Consider the following 17,816-nt stretch of genomic DNA (forward strand, 5'->3'; position numbering starts at 1 on the left):
TATGTTTACAGGTATCGTTCAAGGCATGGCAACACTGGTTGCTATCAACAAAAAAGAGTCGTTTCAAACTCATACCATTGAGCTAAGCGATGAAATGGTTGAAGGATTAGCCATTGGTGCTTCAGTAGCTCATAACGGTTGTTGCTTAACGGTAACGGAAATTTCAGGTAACCAGATTGCTTTTGATTTAATGCAAGCGACATTGCGATTGACGAACTTAGGCCAACTGAATGTTGGTGACAAAGTGAATGTTGAGCGTGCAGCAAAGTTTGGTGACGAAATTGGCGGGCATAGCATGTCTGGCCACATTACTCTGATGGCTAACCTAGTCGATGTGATTAAAACAGAAAACAACCGTACGCTTTGGTTTGAGCTGCCTCAAGAATCAATGAAGTATGTGTTGAGTAAGGGTTACATCGGCGTTGATGGTTGTTCATTGACGATTGGTGAAGTGGAAGAGAACCGTTTCTCTGTTCACCTGATCCCAGAAACTCTGAATCGTACTCTGTTTGGCGGCCGTGAAGTAGGCGACCAAGTGAACATTGAGTTCGATCCACAAACGCAGGCAATTGTTGATACTGTCGAGCGTGTATTAGCGAACCAGAAATAGCCACTAAGCGCATTTAATCGGTGGCAATAAAATCACACCGATGACCAAATTAAAAAAGAGCACGTGAGGTGCTCTTTTTTGATCATGGTTTAAACGAGAAACTGATTGTCAGAATACTTGTTCATCATCGGCATCAATCGAAAGGTTGATTCTGTCTCTTACTTCGTCAACCTGCATATCCAAATGAATGGCATTGCAACACGCTGGACAATCATCATAGAAGTCTTGGCTACCATTAGATGCATCAAGCGTGATGTTAATACCGTGCCCACAATGCGGACAGGAGACATGTTTCTCTGTGTATTTATGCATGGCAAATTCTCCTCACTGTAACTGATACCAATCGTATTCGGTTATAAACAGCTGTAATTGGTATTAAACGGCCTGTATCTTCTGAATGCATGCTTCAGTGTGTGCTAAATATTCGCCGCCAAATTGATTGCAGTGGTTAAGAAGATGGTACAAGTTGTAAATGTCTTTCCGATCAGTATAGCCAACGTCGAGTGGATTGACGCTCTGGTAACCTTCATAAAACTCTTTAGGGAAACCTTCAAACAATTCCGTTAATGCCAAATCGCATTCATGGTCCCCCCAGTAACAAGCCGGGTCGTAACAGATTGGCCCAAAGGCTGAATTTGCTACATTGCCATTCCAAAGATCCCCATGAAGCAAAGAAGGGCGAGGGTTGTGGCCAGCAAGACGCATATTCACCACATCAACGATGTCATCGATATCACCAAACTCGATGCCTTTCTCTTTGAGCAGTTGCAGTTGGAAACCAATGCGTTGCTCAGAGAAAAAGCGACCCCATTTCTTATGCCAAGGGTTGGGTTGAAGTGTGCTGCCGATATAGTTGTCTTGGTCGCAACCAAACTCTTTTTGCTCGCCCCATTGATGAAGCCGCGCAAGCTGAACGCCGAAATCGAAGCTATTGTTGCCCGTCTCGAGCGGTTTGGTCGGCAAGTAATTCAGAATAATGAACGAGCACTCTTTGGTTTTGCCAATAAGCACCAACTCAGGAACGTAAACAGTGGAGGTTTCTCTTAACAAGCGTAAGTTCTCAGCTTCAATTTCAAACTTAGGTAAAAATTCTCGCTGATTCACTTTCACAAAGTAACGCTCATTACCATCGCTGATCATATAGCAATCGTTAATGTCGCCACCAGAAACCTTGGTACGTTCAGTAATCTGAAAGTTAAATAGAAGAGTATCTGAAAGTTGTTGAGAAATGGCCTGCCACATAGGAAATCCTCAAAGACTGAAAGTTAAAAAGATTGAAGGTTAGAAATACTGTTTGTTTAATAGCAATAGTTTAGGATAAATCTGAACAATTTATAGACGCACTCGTCAATGTTCTTAGCTCTTCTTCATCTTACGTAGAATCAATTGGCCGAATTGTGAACTCGAACTGATTCAAGCTCTTTGAAATACAAACATAAATTGAAAACCTGACGTGATGAAATAGTTTGGAACTGGTCTCACAATCGAAACGGTTTTGAACGCCACAAACTGGAAAAGAGGTTTGAGCTTGTTATTGTCTAGCGACTAAATCAAATGAGCTTTTAGAGTAAGTTGAAAGGGCTATTGTTAACTGGCGCAATACTTTGCTTCAAAGTTTGTCTTACACTTCTTTAGCGTGAATTTACTTATGTCGTAAGTAGGCAGGTATACCACATAAAGCTATATCGATTTAATTTTAAGCTGAAATACTAACTAGGATCATTTAAATGTGGTTTTGGGCAATAAAGTGATGACAAATAGCTTCATTTACATAGTATTAGGCAAGTACGTATTAATCTGCTCTAGAGCTTAAAACGGAGAATTATTGTGGTTGTAGAAACCGATGGCTATTTGGCTTTAATCGAGCACCTATCATTCAACCTTGATGTGTTTACCAATAGTAATGGTGATACTGGAAACGAAAGTGTCGAAGACATTGTTACCGACATGATTTCAACGAACATCATGGCTATTTTCGAGCAAAACCCAGAGTTGCATTCGAGCGTTCGTTTTCAACTTTTGAAAGAAGCAGATGCCGTAGTAGCGGATCTTGGTGAAGTATTAGCGGGTGTGTGGGCTAAGAAAGCGACTAACGAACAAATTGTATTCCTCGATGAGTACATCGCGTTAGTGAAGAACCTGTTTGATACTGCTGTTGCTAAATACGATTAACGGTTTGTTTGCTCATTTATCGTCGTAATTAATCAGCATAATAACAACGGGCGTTTAAGTCGTATCTTTCTAGAGTTACCTCGCTCAGCGGTTTATCTTTCGAACCGCTATAAACGCCTAAAGTGCCAAAACTTGGATGCCCAGTAAGGGTTATCTAACCTAGAAATAATGACACCTTTCGATGTCGAGGCATGTAGAAATTGGTTGTTTCCTAAATAAACGCCTACATGTCGCACCGTCATCGAAGTCTTGAAAAACACCAAGTCACCGCTTGTTGCCTGCCCATACGCAATTTCTTTTCCCTTTTTACTCTGGTCTTTTGTGGTTCTTGGTAGAGCTTGTTGAGTCGCATTTTGCACGGCGATTTGAACAAAAGCAGAGCAATCTATACCTCGAAATGAGGTCCCACCGAAATGGTATGGCACGCCTTTCCACTGTTCATACACGCTCATATAAGCGTTTGTAGTCAATTGTTCTGACTTTGATAGGGGTTTCTGTGCGGTTTGACTAAGCTGAGAAGGCGAAGGTGACGAGCTACAAGCAGCCAATGTTGCTAAAGTTATTGTAACTACAGCCATTTTTCTGATTTTCATATGTAACTCTTCTGACAAAAAACTGAAATAAAAACGTCATCAAGGACTTCTAGTATACGACCTAACTTAAGGATATCTCTTTTCGTAGTCAAACTGGATTTCACATGCCCGACACAAATTTATCAATAAAACCCTCACGTTATACATTCTCGCTCATTCAAACCGTCACTGCTGTATTTATTTCCATTCTTTTACTTGTTACTTTTTTATCAATGGTTAGCATTCGGGGCGTTGAACGGGTCGGGGGACATTTTGATGCACTCTCGGAACAAGCATTACCCCTTGCTCTACATAATGCCGAATTAACGCAAAGCGTATTAGAACAAGTAAAACTTCTCACTTACAGCACCCAATCAACCGACTTAGATACACTGAATGCCACAAGGGGCTCAATTGACCAACTCGCTAAAGAGAGCAATACCACGCTAGAGGAACTCCTTTTTATCTCCCAATCTTTTCCTGATGCAATCTCTTTAGAGCAACAACAAAACCTTGTCGATGACATGGCGCAACTGCAAACCATGACCAACACGGTACTGCTGGCACAGATCGAAATTCAAAGTAAGCAAAATCTGATCGACAGTAAAATGGGCGAGTTCCGTTATGGCGTTGGGTCTATCGGACCAGAAATGAATAGAATCAGCTCATTCTTGGTTGAAGACAACCCAGAAGCGAGCGATGCAGCGAACCGATTTACATCCAGCGCGTCTGCTATGGCGAACACCTTCTTGATGTTGATGATGCAACCTGACATTGATAAAGCACAAGACGAATACCGTCAATTGAGAAACCGAATCGCAGGTCTGAACTTGGCTTACAGCGACTTTGCCGATTGGCACCCAGATATCGCTGAGTTCGCGAGCTTGACGGCGCCTTACGAGATGGTGAAAGAAGGCTTTACCGAAGAAGGCGTAATCAAACAAATCCTCTTGAAACTCGAACTGGTTCAGCAGCAAGAGCAAAACTTAACGCAAGTCATTAACTTAGCGAACACCGTCATTAGCACATTGAATCAGCTGTCTTCCACCGCTTCCCACCTGATTGATGAAAGTGAACTGGTTGTAAATCAAACCATCACCAATATTGATCGTGTGTTGTTTATCAGCGGGCTAGTGATTGCCGTAATCATTGTGATTTCATGGTTCGTGTTACGCCGTTGGATGAATAAAGGGCTTAAAAACATAACTCAACAGTTGAGTTCACTGGCAGATCATGACTTCTCTAAACAGAGTGAATTACTGGGGCCGCTAGAGCTGCAAGTTATTACTTCAAAACTCAATACGGTCGTTGATTCAACCGCGGACTCGGTTCGTTTAGTAACGCGTAACTGTGAGACGCTTTATCAAACGGCTGAAGTAAGCCATGACGCCGCAGAGCAAACCAATTCAAGCTTGAATGAGCAGAACGAATCACTTCAGAATATGATTACTACGATTACTGAACTTGAAGCATCCATTGGTGAGATTGCTCGTATCTCTAACGCATCGAATGACGACGCGCAGATAGCAGAAGACGAATCAGTCAATGGTAGCCAAGTGGTCGGCCTTAATCAGAAGCGATTACAAGCACTCGAGCAATCTCTTAGCCTGAATCAAGAATCGATGACGGACTTGGATATTCGCGTTAAACAGATTCGTGAAATGGTTGACGTAATTAGTGGTATTGCTCAAAACACTAACTTACTCGCATTGAATGCCGCAATAGAAGCAGCGCGAGCAGGAGACCAAGGCCGAGGGTTTGCAGTGGTTGCCGATGAAGTACGTAAACTGGCGAGTGGTACCTCCCAGCAAACCACTAATATTCGTAATATGATGAACGAATTGGTGGCGGCGGCTGACCGATCACGCGCTTCTGTAACGGAATCGAGAAGTGAAATGGCCAACGCACTGGAAACCAGTGGCGATGTAAAACAAGCCTTCGAGAAAATCGAATTCGCGGTTAGCCAGATTAAAGGACGTGTTGAACAAATCATGGTGGCAACCGAACAACAAGCACGTGCGACTGTCGATGTAACGCATTCTATCACTCGCGTGTCTGAGCAGGGTGAGAATACTAAACTGCAACTTGAATCTATGATCGAGAGTTCAGAGCAAGTCGGAGAGATAGCAGGGCACCAACAAGCTATGCTTCATAAATATGTACTGAAATAAACAAGCGCGCTGAAATAAACGTGCGTGAGAGTTAAGTTAGTGTGCGCAAGAGTTTAAGTACTAGCAGCACTTAGTCACTAACTACGCTTATAACGACTATCGATACAGAAATGCCCTTAGGTTCTCACAAGAATCTAAGGGCGTTTTGTTTTGGCATTCAGCTAAGTTTGTATTTAAGCTAACTTCGTTATTAAGATAAGTTTGGTCTCAAGATAAGCTTGAGCCTCAAACGAATTCAAACCTAGTTTTTCGTCGTCGGGAATTGAGTAAATGGCTGACGTAGCATCAGATCTAACCGTTGTTCTTTACCATCTTGAATCTCGGGAACGCCAATCTGAACGTTATCGTGACCAAGCTTGGGTTGGGCGCGGTAAGTCTTAAACCAGATGTCCCACACTGATAAAAAGAAGCCAAAGTTTGAGTGCGTTTCCTTAACAATGACTGAGTGATGAACGCGGTGCATGTCTGGTGTCACAATCACTTTTCTCAATCGTTTATCGAACCATAGCGGAAGACGTGCATTGCTATGGTTAAACATCGCGCTCGCATTAAGAACAATTTCAAAGATCACGACAGCAATGACAGGCACACCAAGTGCGATCACCAAACTCACCTTGATGAGCATTGAAAGAATCATCTCAATAGGGTGAAAGCGCGTTCCGGTTGTGACATCGATATCTAGATCCGCATGGTGAACTCGATGTAGCTTCCACAACCAAGGAACACGGTGAAACACCAAGTGCTGTAGGTAAATGGCACAATCCAAGAGCAATACACAGATCAGAATGGTCAATTCTTTCGGAAGTGACAGGGTATTGAACAGACCCCATTGGTTTTCTTGTGCGATAACCGCCGCTTGAAATGCTGCGATAGGAATTATAGTGGCCAATAGAAAGCTGTTCAAAGCGACTAACGCAAAGTTGTTTCCCCAGCGAAACCATTTGCTTTGAGTCAGTGCTTTACGTGGAAAACGGTATTCCCAAAGCGCACACAGTCCGAAAACGACAATAAAACAAACAAGGCGAAGCAGTGATGGGTCTTGCATGGGAATTCCTTCTATCATTCTAGGGACACTGTAAGTACAATCGTGCCACTTTTCTAGATTTATCGTTATTGTCCATGAGAATCCACGCTTTTCACCGTTTATATCAACACCGTTTGTCTCTTTCTACCAAGCCGTTTAACGCGCGCGGGTGTAAAGTGGTTCGATGTCAGTTCTGTAAAATCAAACAAGACAGCTGTATCTGTGAACATCAACCAGACATAAATACGAACGTCGCGACCATGTTGATCTTATCGGACAACGAAATACTCAAACCAAGTAATACCGGCCGTTTAATCCTTGATACCGTTAAAGACAGCTATGCCTACCTTTGGCATCGTACTGAGCCAAATCAAGAGATGTTGGATGTCCTCAAAGATGAAAAATACCAACCTGTGATCGTATTCCCTGAAGACTATACCGACGACAAAAAACGTGTGGTTCAAGATCTGCCACAAATGCGCGACCCAAACAAAACACTGTTGCTGATTTTCATTGATGGCAGTTGGCGCGAAGCACGACGTATTTTCCGTCGTTCAGAGTATCTGCAAGACTTACCGGTGTTGTCGATCGAACCAGAATCGGTTTCGCAATACATGATGCGTAAGTCAGACAACGAACAACATCTCTCGACTGCAGAAGTAGCGAGCTTGGTTTTGAAACAGGCTGGTGAAGAGCAGGGCGCAAAGACTTTACAGCTGTGGTTTGAGACATTTCGTGAAAGCTACATGCTAAGTAAGACGCGTTATAAATCCGATCCAACCAAACCAAGCCTGAACGCTTTCATAGAGCACACTAAAAATGAGACGTCACTCTAACCTTTAACCGCTTTGTGCTGACTTGTTGTTCAAACAGATTCGAACACGAGATAAGTTTGTTATCCATCACGGTTTGTAGGGGGAGTGTTATGGATAATGCGTCCTAGATGTTTAATTTGAAAATTTATTTGCCCGAATTTAGGGAAAAATTGGAGAGATTTCATGTATTACGGCTTCGATGTTGGCGGCACAAAAATTGAATTTGGTGCGTTCAATGAAAAACTTGAGCGAGTAGCAACAGAACGCGTACCAACGCCTACTGAAGATTATCAACTGCTACTTGATACGATTGCCGGTTTGGTGAAGAAGTACGACAGTGAATTTTCTTGCGAAGGTAAAATTGGTCTTGGTCTTCCTGGTATGGAAGATGCTGACGACGGCACAATGCTGGTTGTTAACGTGCCAGCTTCAACGGGGAAACCACTACGTAAAGACCTAGAAGCACTTATTGGTCGTAGTGTGAAAATTGAAAATGATGCGAATTGCTTTGCGCTTTCAGAAGCGTGGGATGACGAGCTTAAAGACGAACCATCAGTAGCAGGCCTAATTCTAGGTACTGGTTTTGGTGGCGGGTTAGTTTACGAAGGCAAAGTGTTCTCTGGTCGTAACCACGTTGCTGGTGAACTGGGCCATATGCGTCTTCCTATTGATGCTTGGTTCCACCTTGGCGACAACGCACCGTTACTCGGTTGTGGTTGTGGCAAGAAAGGTTGTCTAGACAGCTACCTATCAGGTCGTGGCTTTGAATTGATTTACGAGCACTACTTCGGCGAGAAGAAGAAAGCAATCGAGATCATTCAAGCGTACAACGAAGGTGAAGCAAAAGCGGCTGAGCACGTTGATCGTTTCATGGAGCTATTGGCTATCTGTTTCGCGAACCTGTTTACCGGTCTTGATCCACACGTAGTTGCATTGGGTGGCGGTCTTTCAAACTTCGAACTTATCTACGAAGAGATGCCAAAGCGTATCCCTAAATACCTACTGTCTGTAGCGAAATGTCCAAAGATCATCAAAGCGAAGCATGGTGATTCAGGCGGCGTTCGTGGTGCTGCATTCCTTAACATTAAGTAATCGTGACTTAAGTTAAGCTAGCTAAGGTTAGATAGTTAAAAAGTACAAATAAAAATGCCGCAATCTCGAAAGAGGCTGCGGCATTTTTTATTGTTCAGTGCTTTCGTTTCTTTAGCTGTTAGCTGTTAGCTGTTAGCTGTTAGCTGTTAGCTACAAACGAAAAGCTAGAAACGACATATCAAGAAAAGAGCCAAGAGGGCTTACTTCTTCTTTTTACCAACACCAAGATTGTCTTTTTGCTTCAACGTAAGCTTAGTAAAGCCAAGCTTGCGGAAGTAGTTGTCTTGGTAGTTGCGAACCGCTTTAGTATCAGAAATCAACTCAAGCTGTTGCTCAGTTTTTAGATACTCAGAGATATCGATGCCTTCAGCTGCAGCAACAGCTTCTTGGATCGTGCGGTGTTCTTGTTTTGAAAACAGTAACTCTTTGTCTTCGTCTTTGTAAGTGTACAGAATGGTACGAGCCATGGTGCTCTCCAATAGAATTATTACTTTGCGCGCACTCTACATAAAAACAGTACGTGGCTCAAGGTTATGATAAGAAATCTTAAGATTATCGTTCTAACGTTTAGCGTAATTTAAGCTATTTGTCTTTTAGGCAACGAACAGGTTGTCTTTCACGAAACGAAAAGAACAAAAAGCCCCTTAACATCGAAAGCTCGATAGAAGGGGCTTCGTCTATGTCTTAGCAATGAGCTTCTAAGTCAATTAAAAAGCAGCTAAGTCAATTTAGCTGTTTTAGCTTTGAATCAAACACGACCTTGCAGAGGAATGATCGTCACTGTCTCGCCAACTTTCACAGTATCAACTGCTGGAGAGATTTCGATTAAGCAGTTCGCTTCACTCATTGAACGCAGAATACCTGAACCTTGCTTGCCCGTTGTTTTCACTTCAAGCACGCCAGATTCATTCATCGAGAACACACCACGGCTAAATTCAGTACGGCCTTGGCGTGAGCGCAGTTGTTCAGTTGCTACAGCATTTGCTTTTACTGGTGTCCAGTTCGTTTGACCTTGAAGCTTGCGGATCGCAGGCTCAACAAAGTTAATGAACGACACCATCACAGCAACAGGGTTACCCGGTAAACCAAAGAACGGCTTGTTCTCAATCTTACCGTAAGCCAATGGGCGACCTGGACGCATGTTGATACGCCAGAAGTTGATTTCACCCAGTTTATCTAACGCAAGCTTGATGTAATCCGCATCACCAACAGACACACCACCAGAAGTCAAAACCATATCGGTTTCAAGCGACGCAGAATGCAGCACATCCATCATCTTCTGCTCATCATCTTCAATGATGCCGTAATCGACGATGTCACAGCCGAGCTTTTGAAGCATGCCGATAATAGTAAAACGATTTGAGTCATAGATAGAGTTTGGTTTTTGCTCGTGACCCGGCGCTTGAACTTCATCACCCGTAGAGAACACACCCACTTTCACTTTACGCAGAACAGGGCAGGTACCAAAACCTAACGACGCCATCATGCCCATTTCTGGCGCTTCAATGCGTGTGCCACGTGTAAAGACAGGTTGGCCGATTTCTAAATCTTCACCTGCCATACGGACATTTTGTCTAACCGAGATTTTAGCATCAGGGAAGCTAACTTTATCGCCATCTTGGACGGCTTGTTCACGCATCACGACAACATCAACGCCTTCTGGCATTGGTGCGCCGGTCATGATTTTAACGGCTTCACCTTGTTGCACGATTTGCTCGTAGCTGTGACCCGCCATGACTTCAGCAACGATGTTGTAACTGTCCAATTCTAGATCTTCACTACGAATTGCATAACCGTCCATTGCAGAGTTGGTATTTTGAGGAACGTTGATTGGCGAAATCACATCTTCAGCCAGCACGCGGCCGTAGCCTTGCAGTAATTCAACACTCTCTGTGAGATCGAGTGCGTCAATGCTATCAACAATCTTTTGTTGGCCTTGAGTAACGGTTAAACCTGCAGGAGAGAACGAATCACAACAAACAGCTGGCGCTGCGTCTTTTGAAGATGAGCATGACACGGCTCTGCCTGTTGTAGAGACAAGGTCAAAGGACTGCGCGTAATCGATGATGAAATCACGAATCGCTTCTAAGTCGCTGATCGCCATTTGTGGCAGCTCTGATTCAACTTGGCTGTCTGCCGCGATAGCAATAATGTTGTTATCGTTTGGATATAACCAAGGTTTGCCCACTTCATCTCGGTGCAGTTCAATTTTAGGGAAGGCGATGTTCTTACAGCCTTCAACCAAAATCAGATCAAGCGTGTTGGTATCAAATCGAGTCAGCAGGTAATAAAAATCTGCTTCGGCTTCTGGTGTTTCTGTCATCATCACGTGACGATTACGAGAAGCAATCAACATTTGGTTCGCGCCCGCTTTACGTAAGCGGTAACTGTCTTTACCCGGCTTATCGACATCAAAATCGTGGTGAGCATGTTTTAACACGCCAACTTTTAAACCCGCATCAGTCAACAGAGGAAGCAGGGCTTCAAGTACGGTCGTTTTGCCTGTACCGCTATAAGCAGCAAAGCCCAATAAAGGAAGGTTAGGGCGTTGTTTAGAATCTTTCATTATTGAAGCGTTCCGAATTGGGTGAGTTCTTCTGGCGTGTTGAGATTAACAAAGCAGTTAGGAGAATCGCTGAAATCAACGTATTCGGTAACACACTCTTTGTATAGCAAGATGATTTTACGATCACCACGTTCCAAAAACGCTTCTAACTTTGGTAGAACACGTTTGTGGAATAGGGTGAATACAGGTTGCTTAAATTCGCCATCATGCGCGACAAGAATGTCGCTGTCTTCTTTAACTGCAGAACAAAAACGCTCAACAAGGTCGTCACTGATTTGTGGGCTGTCGCAAGGGACAAAGCCGACCCAGTCTGTACTCGCGTTTTTAAGGCCAGCATGAATGCCGCCCAATGGACCTGGATAGTCAGGGAAGGAATCGGAAACAACCGGAGCAAATGCTTGGTAACTGTCTAAGTTACGGTTGGCATTGATAGTGATGCTGACATCTTGCTGTGACAGCTTGTTTATAACGTATTGAATAAGAGGAGAACCGTTGAGCTCAACAAGTCCTTTATCTTTTCCGCCCATGCGGCTGGCCTGTCCGCCAGCCAAAATAACCCAACTAGTTTGCGTTGGAAGCAGCATAAATATTCTCTTGTGCTTTATCTTTCTGAATAACTTGCAGAAGCGGAGACTCGGTCAAAGTATTGTCTTTGATCCACCACTGCTTCTTACATAAATCGGTTAACGCGTTAGTTTGGTGACTGGTAATGACTAAACTCGCGCCTCTCTGAAGAAGATCTTCGGCCATAATCACCAATCTTTCAATAGATTCTTTGTCTAAAGAAGCACTTGGCTCGTCCATCAGCAAAATTGATGGCTTGAGAATCCAAGCTCGTGCCATTGCTACGCGTTGACGTTCACCACCAGACAACACAGAAATGTGTTCATCTGCTAGGGTTTCTAAACCTACCATCCTCAACGCATTAATTATTTGAGCTCGCTTATCTTTTTGGCTCTCTTTACTAAAGCGAATCCCATAAGCGACATTTTGGTACACAGAACCATCAAATAGGTAAGGTGTTTGATGCAGATAGATGATGTCTTTAAATTTTAGTCTAGGGAACAGGTTATGTTGCCAACTTTGTGTCGGTGACTGAATACGGCCAGAAGTCGGCTTAATCAATCCAGACAGAATTTTCAATAGAGTGGTTTTTCCTACACCGTTATCGCCCTTAAGATAAATCGCATCGTTCGGACCGATCGACAATTCAGGGATGTGGAACAAAACACGCTCTTTGTAGCGCATTGAAATTTGCTGCGTTGTTATTTTTATACTCATGACAGCGTTCCTAAGTTCTTAAATAGCCTTTTCCTCTCACACTAGAAAGGAAAAAGTTAAGGGCTAATGCCAATGCCAATAAAACCATGCCTAACGCCACACCTTGAGCGAAAGCACCTTTGTGACTTTCCATTGCAATAGCGGTAGGGATGTTTCTTGTCATTCCCATAATGTTTCCGCCAACCATCATTGAACAACCCACTTCAGTGACGATACGAGAAAACGCAGCAATGACTGCCGCCAGTAGAGGAAAACGAGTTTCCCAAATCAAGGTGCAGGCCACGCGTGTTGTTGATACGCCAAGTGTGCGCGCTGTTTCTACCGCTCGGCGGTCACTGGCCTGCAGAGCACCATGCATCATCGCAACTAGAATAGGGAAACAGATCAGCATCTGACCTAAAATCATCGCCTTTTGGGTGAACAGTAATTGCCAATCACCTAACGGGCCAGAGCGAGAAAGCATCATGTACATCAACAAACCGATAACCACGGTAGGGATCGCTTGCAGGGTGTTGATCACTGAAAGCAGAGCCCATTTCCCGGGGAACTCGGTATAAGCCAATAAGAAAGCCATAAGGATTGCAGGAACAATCACTAATGAGATGGCGGACAAAGACACGCTGAAGGATACCGCAACGATTTGCCACAATTCGTGGTCAAAACTCACTAGTAGGTTCATTGCATCAATCGTTGTTTGCCATAGGGTCATGAAGTATCTCGTGTGAATCGATAATAGGTCTTTATCGGTAATGACTGATGTTAATCATAGCTGACACAAACTATTTGAGCTTGAATTGGCCAGCTATTGTTTTTAAGAGTGCTTCGTTAACTGTTTAGCTAAGTGTAGTGCTTGTTGGTTTTGACTACACCTTCAACGCTACGCTTTACTTACAATCAACTATTCTAAGCTTGCAACAAACTATTCTGCACTTGCAACGAACAGTTGTTTGCCATGCAGTTTAAAGTCGTTAATCAGTTTCTGGCCTTTAGGGTTAACTAGCCAATCACTGAATACTTTCGCAGCTTGGTAATTGATGCTTGGGTAGCGTTCAGGGTTAACAAGAATCACTTGGTAAGGGTTAAATAGGTTCTTATCACCTTGGAAAAGGATTTTTAGGTCCAGTTTATTTTGGTAAGCCAACCAAGTACCACGGTCTGTCATGGTGTAGCCTTGCATTTCAGACGCCATGTTCAGAGTAGGGCCCATACCTTGACCAACACTGCGGTAGCCACCGAAGTTTGGTTCCATTTTAGTTTGCGACCAAATACCCATCTCTTTCTTGTGAGTACCTGAATCGTCGCCGCGAGATACAAACGTCACGTTATTAGTCGCGATCGCTTTAAACACATCTGCCACTGCTTTTTGAGATTCAATTTTCGCAGGGTCATTTTGTGGACCAACGATGACGAAGTCGTTGTACATCAGCTTACGAGGTAAAACGCCGTAACCTTTTTCCACGAAATTAGCTTCTGCTTTTGGTGCATGAGTCATCACCAAATCAACGTCACCATTTGCGCCCATGCGAAGTGATTTACCTGTACCTGCGGCTAGAACATCAACCTTGATACCAGAATCCTTTTCGAACTCAGGTAATAAGTAGTCCAGTAGACCAGAGTGATAAGTACTTGTGGTTGTCGCCAACTTGATATGAGTGGTGTCTTCCGCGCTGCTAGCCGTGTAACTGACGATAGATAGAGCTGCAATAGTTAAGGGAATTGCTTTCATTATTATTATGTCCATTCTGTTATAAATGAATGACATGCCTTCAGTTTTAAAGGGCTCGAAGAAGGGCATGTGCATAAGACGCTAATTGTTGTAATTAGAAATCTACACCTTATAAGCAATCTTAATGCCAATAAATCATGCATCAGATCTCATTAAATTGCTGTTATTTCGGACAAAGCTGAGTCTTTTACCCCGTTAAAATGAATCAAAACATGAGCTAGGACAAAATGTCGCACATTGTCCCTGTTGGAGAAAAGGTTAATTGGTACACTCTGTCCCAACTTTTCTCACCGGCTAATCATTATGTCTTTACCTAGTTCATCTGCATCCAATCTCAACCCGAACACATTGACTCAGTATCAGGCGTTTTCCGTCTTGGTGGTCGATGATGAATTGGGTATGCAGGCTATCTTAAAGAAAGCACTGGGTAAGTTCTTTGGCAAGGTGTCGAGCGCAGGATCGGTTGAAGAGGCTGAAACGCTGCGTTCGAGCGAACATTTTGATCTGATTGTCCTTGATATCAACCTACCAGGCCGCTCTGGCATTGAGTGGGAAGAGGCGTTTAACGACAACGACAAACGCGCCGATGTGATTTTCATGACGGGTTATGCCGATCTAGAGATGACCATATCCGCGCTTAAGCTTGGTGCTTCAGATTTTATTCTTAAGCCGTTCAACCTCGAACAGATGATACAAGCGGTTCTGCGTTGTATGGATAAGCGACTCGACCAAAGAATGCAGTACGCGTTGAAGCGTGATGTGAGTCGTCATATCAAGACTGAACTGATTGGCAATTCAGACAAGACCAAACAACTTAAATTACTGATCAGTCAATTTGCACCGTCTCGAGCGTCCGTCTTGATAGAAGGTGAGTCGGGTACCGGCAAAGAGCTGGTTGCTCGTGGTGTACATGAAGCCAGTAAACGCACAGGTCCATTTGTGCCAATCAACTGTGGTGCGATTGCTCCAGAGCTTCTAGAAAGTGAACTGTTTGGACATACATCAGGCGCATTTACTGGTGCGAAGAAAAACCGTGAAGGTCTTTTCCGAGTCGCAAGTGGTGGCACCTTGTTCCTTGATGAAATTGGTGAAATGCCACTGCCAATGCAAGCTGCATTGTTACGCGTGTTAGAGCAAAGAACCATTCGTCCAGTCGGTAGCGAGCAGGAAATTTCCGTTGACGTACGAGTGGTGGCGGCGACCAACCGAAATCTTCAAGAAGAGGTCGATAAAGGGCACTTCCGCCGCGATCTGTTCTACCGACTCAATGTACTTAAGATTGATGTGGTGCCATTGAGAGAGCGCCCGTCAGACCTGATTGAACTTGTTCCATACTTTACTCGTCTTTTATCGAGCGAGCTTGGCATGCCAGTTCCAAATTGGGCACATGAAGATATCTTGGCGTTGAACGAATACGAATGGCCGGGAAATATTCGTGAACTTAAAAACTTAGTCGAACGATGCATTCTTTTAGACAAGCCACCAGCACACTATTGGCGCGAGATTAATGGTGATCCTGTTCCCGCTAGCATTTCAGTGACGGTGTCACATGGTGCGGAAATGCCAAACTTGAATAATGCAGACGCTGCCGAGGGTTATCCAAACACTTGGACACTCAAAGAAGTAGAAAAATCTCATATAGAACAGCTGGTTAGTTTTCATGATGGCAATAAATCGGCAGCTGCAAGAGATCTTGGCGTCGCACGTAAAACGCTAGAGCGTAAGTACAAAGATTGGAACACAGAAGGCTCTGAATATGCCGATTAGACGTCGTTGGTGGTCAAAGTGGGCGTTCCGATTCAAAACCATGGTTCGCTACCGATTATTATTCCTTACATCTGCTCCGATCATTCTGACCTTGTGCGCGCTTGTGGCTATCACACTGTATTGGTCAATACATTACACGTGGCAGGGCGCTCTGATTGATGTCGATGAGCGTTTGGATGTTGCCGATAACAGTATTCACCTGATCCAAAATCAGCAAGCATACAACGTTCGTGCGTTCGCCGAGTCTTATAACTTTCGAACCAAACTCGCGAGTGATCTTTCACACGAAGAGCTAACTCGCTGGGTGTCTGAGAACAAATCTCGCTATGAGCTCGATTTTCTGCGCTGGCGCAGTGTCGAGAGCATGGAAAAGAAACTCGAATATCTAAACTTAACTCACAAGCCTTCATTTTTCAGTGTCTTAAGCCGTAATGAACTCAATTATCTCGATCGTGACCTCGCTAAAAAAGCGGAAGTTCCGATGCTCAACGGGCAAGAGGTCGAGACTCGCGGATTGGTAAGCCGAACCGTTGTATCCATCAAAGATGAACATGATCATGTGATTGGTTTTCTGGATGGTGGGATCTTACTGAATAACAGCACTCAACTTGTTGACCAAATCAGTAACCTTATCTATCCACAACGAGAAGGGTTTAATCGTCATATTGGTACGGTCACGGTCTTCCTTGATGATCTTCGCGTCAGCACCAACGTGCCTTTGAGCAGTGAAGACAGTGTAGGGCGCGCGATTGGTACACGTGTTTCTCACGAGGTTCACTCGAAAGTCTTGAATGAAGGTAAAGAGTGGCTAGATCGAGCGTATGTTTACGATGCTTGGTATATCACAGCTTACCAACCAATCCATGACCAGTTTAACAATGTGATTGGCATGCTTTACACCGGTTATTTGATTTGGCCGCTGATAGAAACCTACTTGACCAACCTTGGCGAAATCAGCATTACCATTGTGTTGCTGCTGTTGGCATCCGGCTTGATCGTTCACCGTGGTGCGCGTGATCTTTTTAACCCAATTGAACGCATTCATAAAGTGGTGAAGCTAGTACAGATGGGGCAAGACAAGCGAATTGGTACGCTAGGTTTGGATGATCAACACGAACTGACACTGCTCGCTAAACAGTTCGATAAGATGTTGGATCTACTGCACGAGCGTAATCAAGAGATTCAACAAGCGGCGTCTGAACTAGAGTGCAAAGTGCATTCTCGTACCGCGAGTTTGAAAGAGAAAACTGAAGAACTTGAACTGCACATCAAGCTTCTCAATCAAGCCAGAGATAAGCTGGTGGTCAATGAAAAACTGGCCGCGTTAGGTGAATTAACGGCAGGTATTGCTCATGAGATCAATAACCCAACCGCCGTGATTCTTGGCAACGTTGAACTGATGAAGTTTGAACTGGGCGATGAAGTGAGCCGTGTAGATGAGGAAGTCCACGCGATCATGGAGCAGATTGACCGAATTCGAAATATCACACGAAGCCTGCTTCAATACAGCCGTCACGGCGGCGTACAAGACGAAATTACGTGGCAACATATCAACCCAATAGTGGATGAAAGTATTACGCTCGTAAAAACAGGTGCGAAGAAGAAAGGCATTGTGTACGTATCGCAGCTGAACGCTAAAACCTCAGTCGAGGTCAATCGAAACCAATTGCTACAGATTCTGGTTAACCTACAAATGAACGCGATTCATGCAATGGACGGTCAGGGCACGTTAACCATTTCGAGTGAAGACTGGGTTGAAAATGGTGTGTCTCATGGCGCTATCGTTCATGTTCAAGATGAAGGCTGCGGTATTAAGGAAGAACAACTGAAACGTATCTTCTCGCCTTTCTATACCACCAAACGAGATGGCACGGGCTTAGGGTTGTCAGTATCTCAGAGTATATTGAGCCAAACTGGCGGCGAGATCCGAGTTGAATCTGAGGTAGGTAAGGGAAGTTGCTTTAGTATCTATCTTCAACAGAAAGCGACACCTCAATTGCTTGTATCAAACCTATAAGTT

General features: G+C 44.0%; 17 protein-coding genes. 7 read left to right on the forward strand and 10 right to left on the reverse strand.

Going from position 1 to position 17,816, the window contains the following annotated elements; translation table 11 throughout:
- Position 1: 1 nt before the first annotated feature.
- Positions 2-610 carry a riboflavin synthase gene (locus AB4512_RS13555; RefSeq protein ID WP_017065861.1) on the forward strand — a complete coding sequence of 203 codons (609 nt, stop codon included), beginning with the start codon at positions 2-4 and terminating at the stop codon, positions 608-610.
- Between the two features lie 108 nt (positions 611-718).
- On the opposite strand, the gene AB4512_RS13560 is transcribed toward AB4512_RS13555, so the two are convergent.
- Together AB4512_RS13560 and AB4512_RS13565 are read right to left on the reverse strand one after the other, a co-directional pair.
- Positions 719-922, reverse strand: coding sequence for a CPXCG motif-containing cysteine-rich protein (locus AB4512_RS13560; protein ID WP_017059600.1), 204 nt, complete (start codon positions 920-922; stop codon positions 719-721).
- A gap of 63 nt (positions 923-985) precedes the next feature.
- The gene (locus AB4512_RS13565) at positions 986-1,852 is read right to left on the reverse strand and encodes a fructosamine kinase family protein (protein WP_017059601.1); all 867 of its coding nucleotides are present in this window, start codon (positions 1,850-1,852) and stop codon (positions 986-988) included.
- Between the two features lie 585 nt (positions 1,853-2,437).
- Here AB4512_RS13565 and AB4512_RS13570 point away from each other — a divergent pair.
- A complete protein-coding gene (locus tag AB4512_RS13570) occupies positions 2,438-2,782 on the forward strand; it encodes a DUF3802 family protein (RefSeq protein WP_010440912.1) in 345 nt (114 codons plus the stop codon).
- A gap of 107 nt (positions 2,783-2,889) precedes the next feature.
- Here AB4512_RS13570 and AB4512_RS13575 read toward each other — a convergent pair whose 3' ends face one another.
- Complete coding sequence (locus AB4512_RS13575) at positions 2,890-3,375, reverse strand: C40 family peptidase (protein WP_017059602.1); 486 nt, start codon at positions 3,373-3,375, stop codon at positions 2,890-2,892.
- A 104-nt stretch (positions 3,376-3,479) separates the two neighbouring features.
- Here AB4512_RS13575 and AB4512_RS13580 point away from each other — a divergent pair, with 104 nt between their 5' ends.
- Positions 3,480-5,525 (forward strand): methyl-accepting chemotaxis protein, encoded by a 2,046-nt coding sequence (locus tag AB4512_RS13580; protein ID WP_372175041.1) that lies wholly within the window; start codon positions 3,480-3,482, stop codon positions 5,523-5,525.
- A gap of 241 nt (positions 5,526-5,766) precedes the next feature.
- Here the strand turns inward: AB4512_RS13580 and AB4512_RS13585 are convergent, their stop codons facing one another.
- Positions 5,767-6,570, reverse strand: a complete 804-nt coding sequence (locus AB4512_RS13585; protein ID WP_372175042.1) for a sterol desaturase family protein — start codon at positions 6,568-6,570, stop codon at positions 5,767-5,769.
- 68 nt (positions 6,571-6,638) lie between these two features.
- Here AB4512_RS13585 and AB4512_RS13590 point away from each other — a divergent pair, with 68 nt between their 5' ends.
- Together AB4512_RS13590 and nagK are read left to right on the forward strand one after the other, a co-directional pair.
- Positions 6,639-7,385, forward strand: coding sequence for a tRNA-uridine aminocarboxypropyltransferase (locus AB4512_RS13590; protein ID WP_372175043.1), 747 nt, complete (start codon positions 6,639-6,641; stop codon positions 7,383-7,385).
- A 162-nt stretch (positions 7,386-7,547) separates the two neighbouring features.
- Positions 7,548-8,456, forward strand: coding sequence for an N-acetylglucosamine kinase (gene nagK / locus AB4512_RS13595; protein WP_017068179.1), 909 nt, complete (start codon positions 7,548-7,550; stop codon positions 8,454-8,456).
- A 200-nt stretch (positions 8,457-8,656) separates the two neighbouring features.
- Here the strand turns inward: nagK and AB4512_RS13600 are convergent, their stop codons facing one another.
- The 6 genes from AB4512_RS13600 to AB4512_RS13625 all read right to left on the reverse strand — a co-directional run bounded on the left by AB4512_RS13600 (position 8,657) and on the right by AB4512_RS13625 (position 14,029).
- Positions 8,657-8,923 carry a DUF2960 family protein gene (locus AB4512_RS13600; RefSeq protein WP_017063882.1) on the reverse strand — a complete coding sequence of 89 codons (267 nt, stop codon included), beginning with the start codon at positions 8,921-8,923 and terminating at the stop codon, positions 8,657-8,659.
- 281 nt (positions 8,924-9,204) lie between these two features.
- Entirely contained in the window at positions 9,205-11,022 is a 1,818-nt protein-coding gene (locus AB4512_RS13605) for a bifunctional molybdopterin-guanine dinucleotide biosynthesis adaptor protein MobB/molybdopterin molybdotransferase MoeA (protein ID WP_372175044.1), read from the reverse strand.
- Positions 11,022-11,606, reverse strand: coding sequence for a molybdenum cofactor guanylyltransferase MobA (gene mobA, locus AB4512_RS13610; RefSeq protein ID WP_004733776.1), 585 nt, complete (start codon positions 11,604-11,606; stop codon positions 11,022-11,024). The genes AB4512_RS13605 and mobA overlap by 1 nt, the downstream gene beginning before the upstream one ends.
- The gene (locus AB4512_RS13615; RefSeq protein WP_372175045.1) at positions 11,584-12,303 is read right to left on the reverse strand and encodes an energy-coupling factor ABC transporter ATP-binding protein; all 720 of its coding nucleotides are present in this window, start codon (positions 12,301-12,303) and stop codon (positions 11,584-11,586) included. The genes mobA and AB4512_RS13615 overlap by 23 nt, the downstream gene beginning before the upstream one ends.
- Positions 12,304-12,313: 10 nt before the next feature.
- The gene (locus AB4512_RS13620) at positions 12,314-13,012 is read right to left on the reverse strand and encodes an ABC transporter permease (protein ID WP_372175046.1); all 699 of its coding nucleotides are present in this window, start codon (positions 13,010-13,012) and stop codon (positions 12,314-12,316) included.
- A gap of 210 nt (positions 13,013-13,222) precedes the next feature.
- Complete coding sequence (locus tag AB4512_RS13625; protein WP_372175047.1) at positions 13,223-14,029, reverse strand: substrate-binding domain-containing protein; 807 nt, start codon at positions 14,027-14,029, stop codon at positions 13,223-13,225.
- Positions 14,030-14,332: 303 nt separating this feature from the next.
- Here AB4512_RS13625 and AB4512_RS13630 point away from each other — a divergent pair, with 303 nt between their 5' ends.
- Both AB4512_RS13630 and AB4512_RS13635 read left to right on the forward strand, forming a co-directional pair.
- Positions 14,333-15,796, forward strand: coding sequence for a sigma-54-dependent transcriptional regulator (locus AB4512_RS13630; protein ID WP_372175048.1), 1,464 nt, complete (start codon positions 14,333-14,335; stop codon positions 15,794-15,796).
- The gene (locus AB4512_RS13635) at positions 15,786-17,813 is read left to right on the forward strand and encodes a cache domain-containing protein (protein WP_017059613.1); all 2,028 of its coding nucleotides are present in this window, start codon (positions 15,786-15,788) and stop codon (positions 17,811-17,813) included. The genes AB4512_RS13630 and AB4512_RS13635 overlap by 11 nt, the downstream gene beginning before the upstream one ends.
- Positions 17,814-17,816 lie beyond the last annotated feature (3 nt).

It is taken from the genome of Vibrio sp. 10N.222.52.B7 (genome assembly GCF_041474275.1).
Lineage (GTDB): Bacteria > Pseudomonadota > Gammaproteobacteria > Enterobacterales > Vibrionaceae > Vibrio > Vibrio crassostreae_C.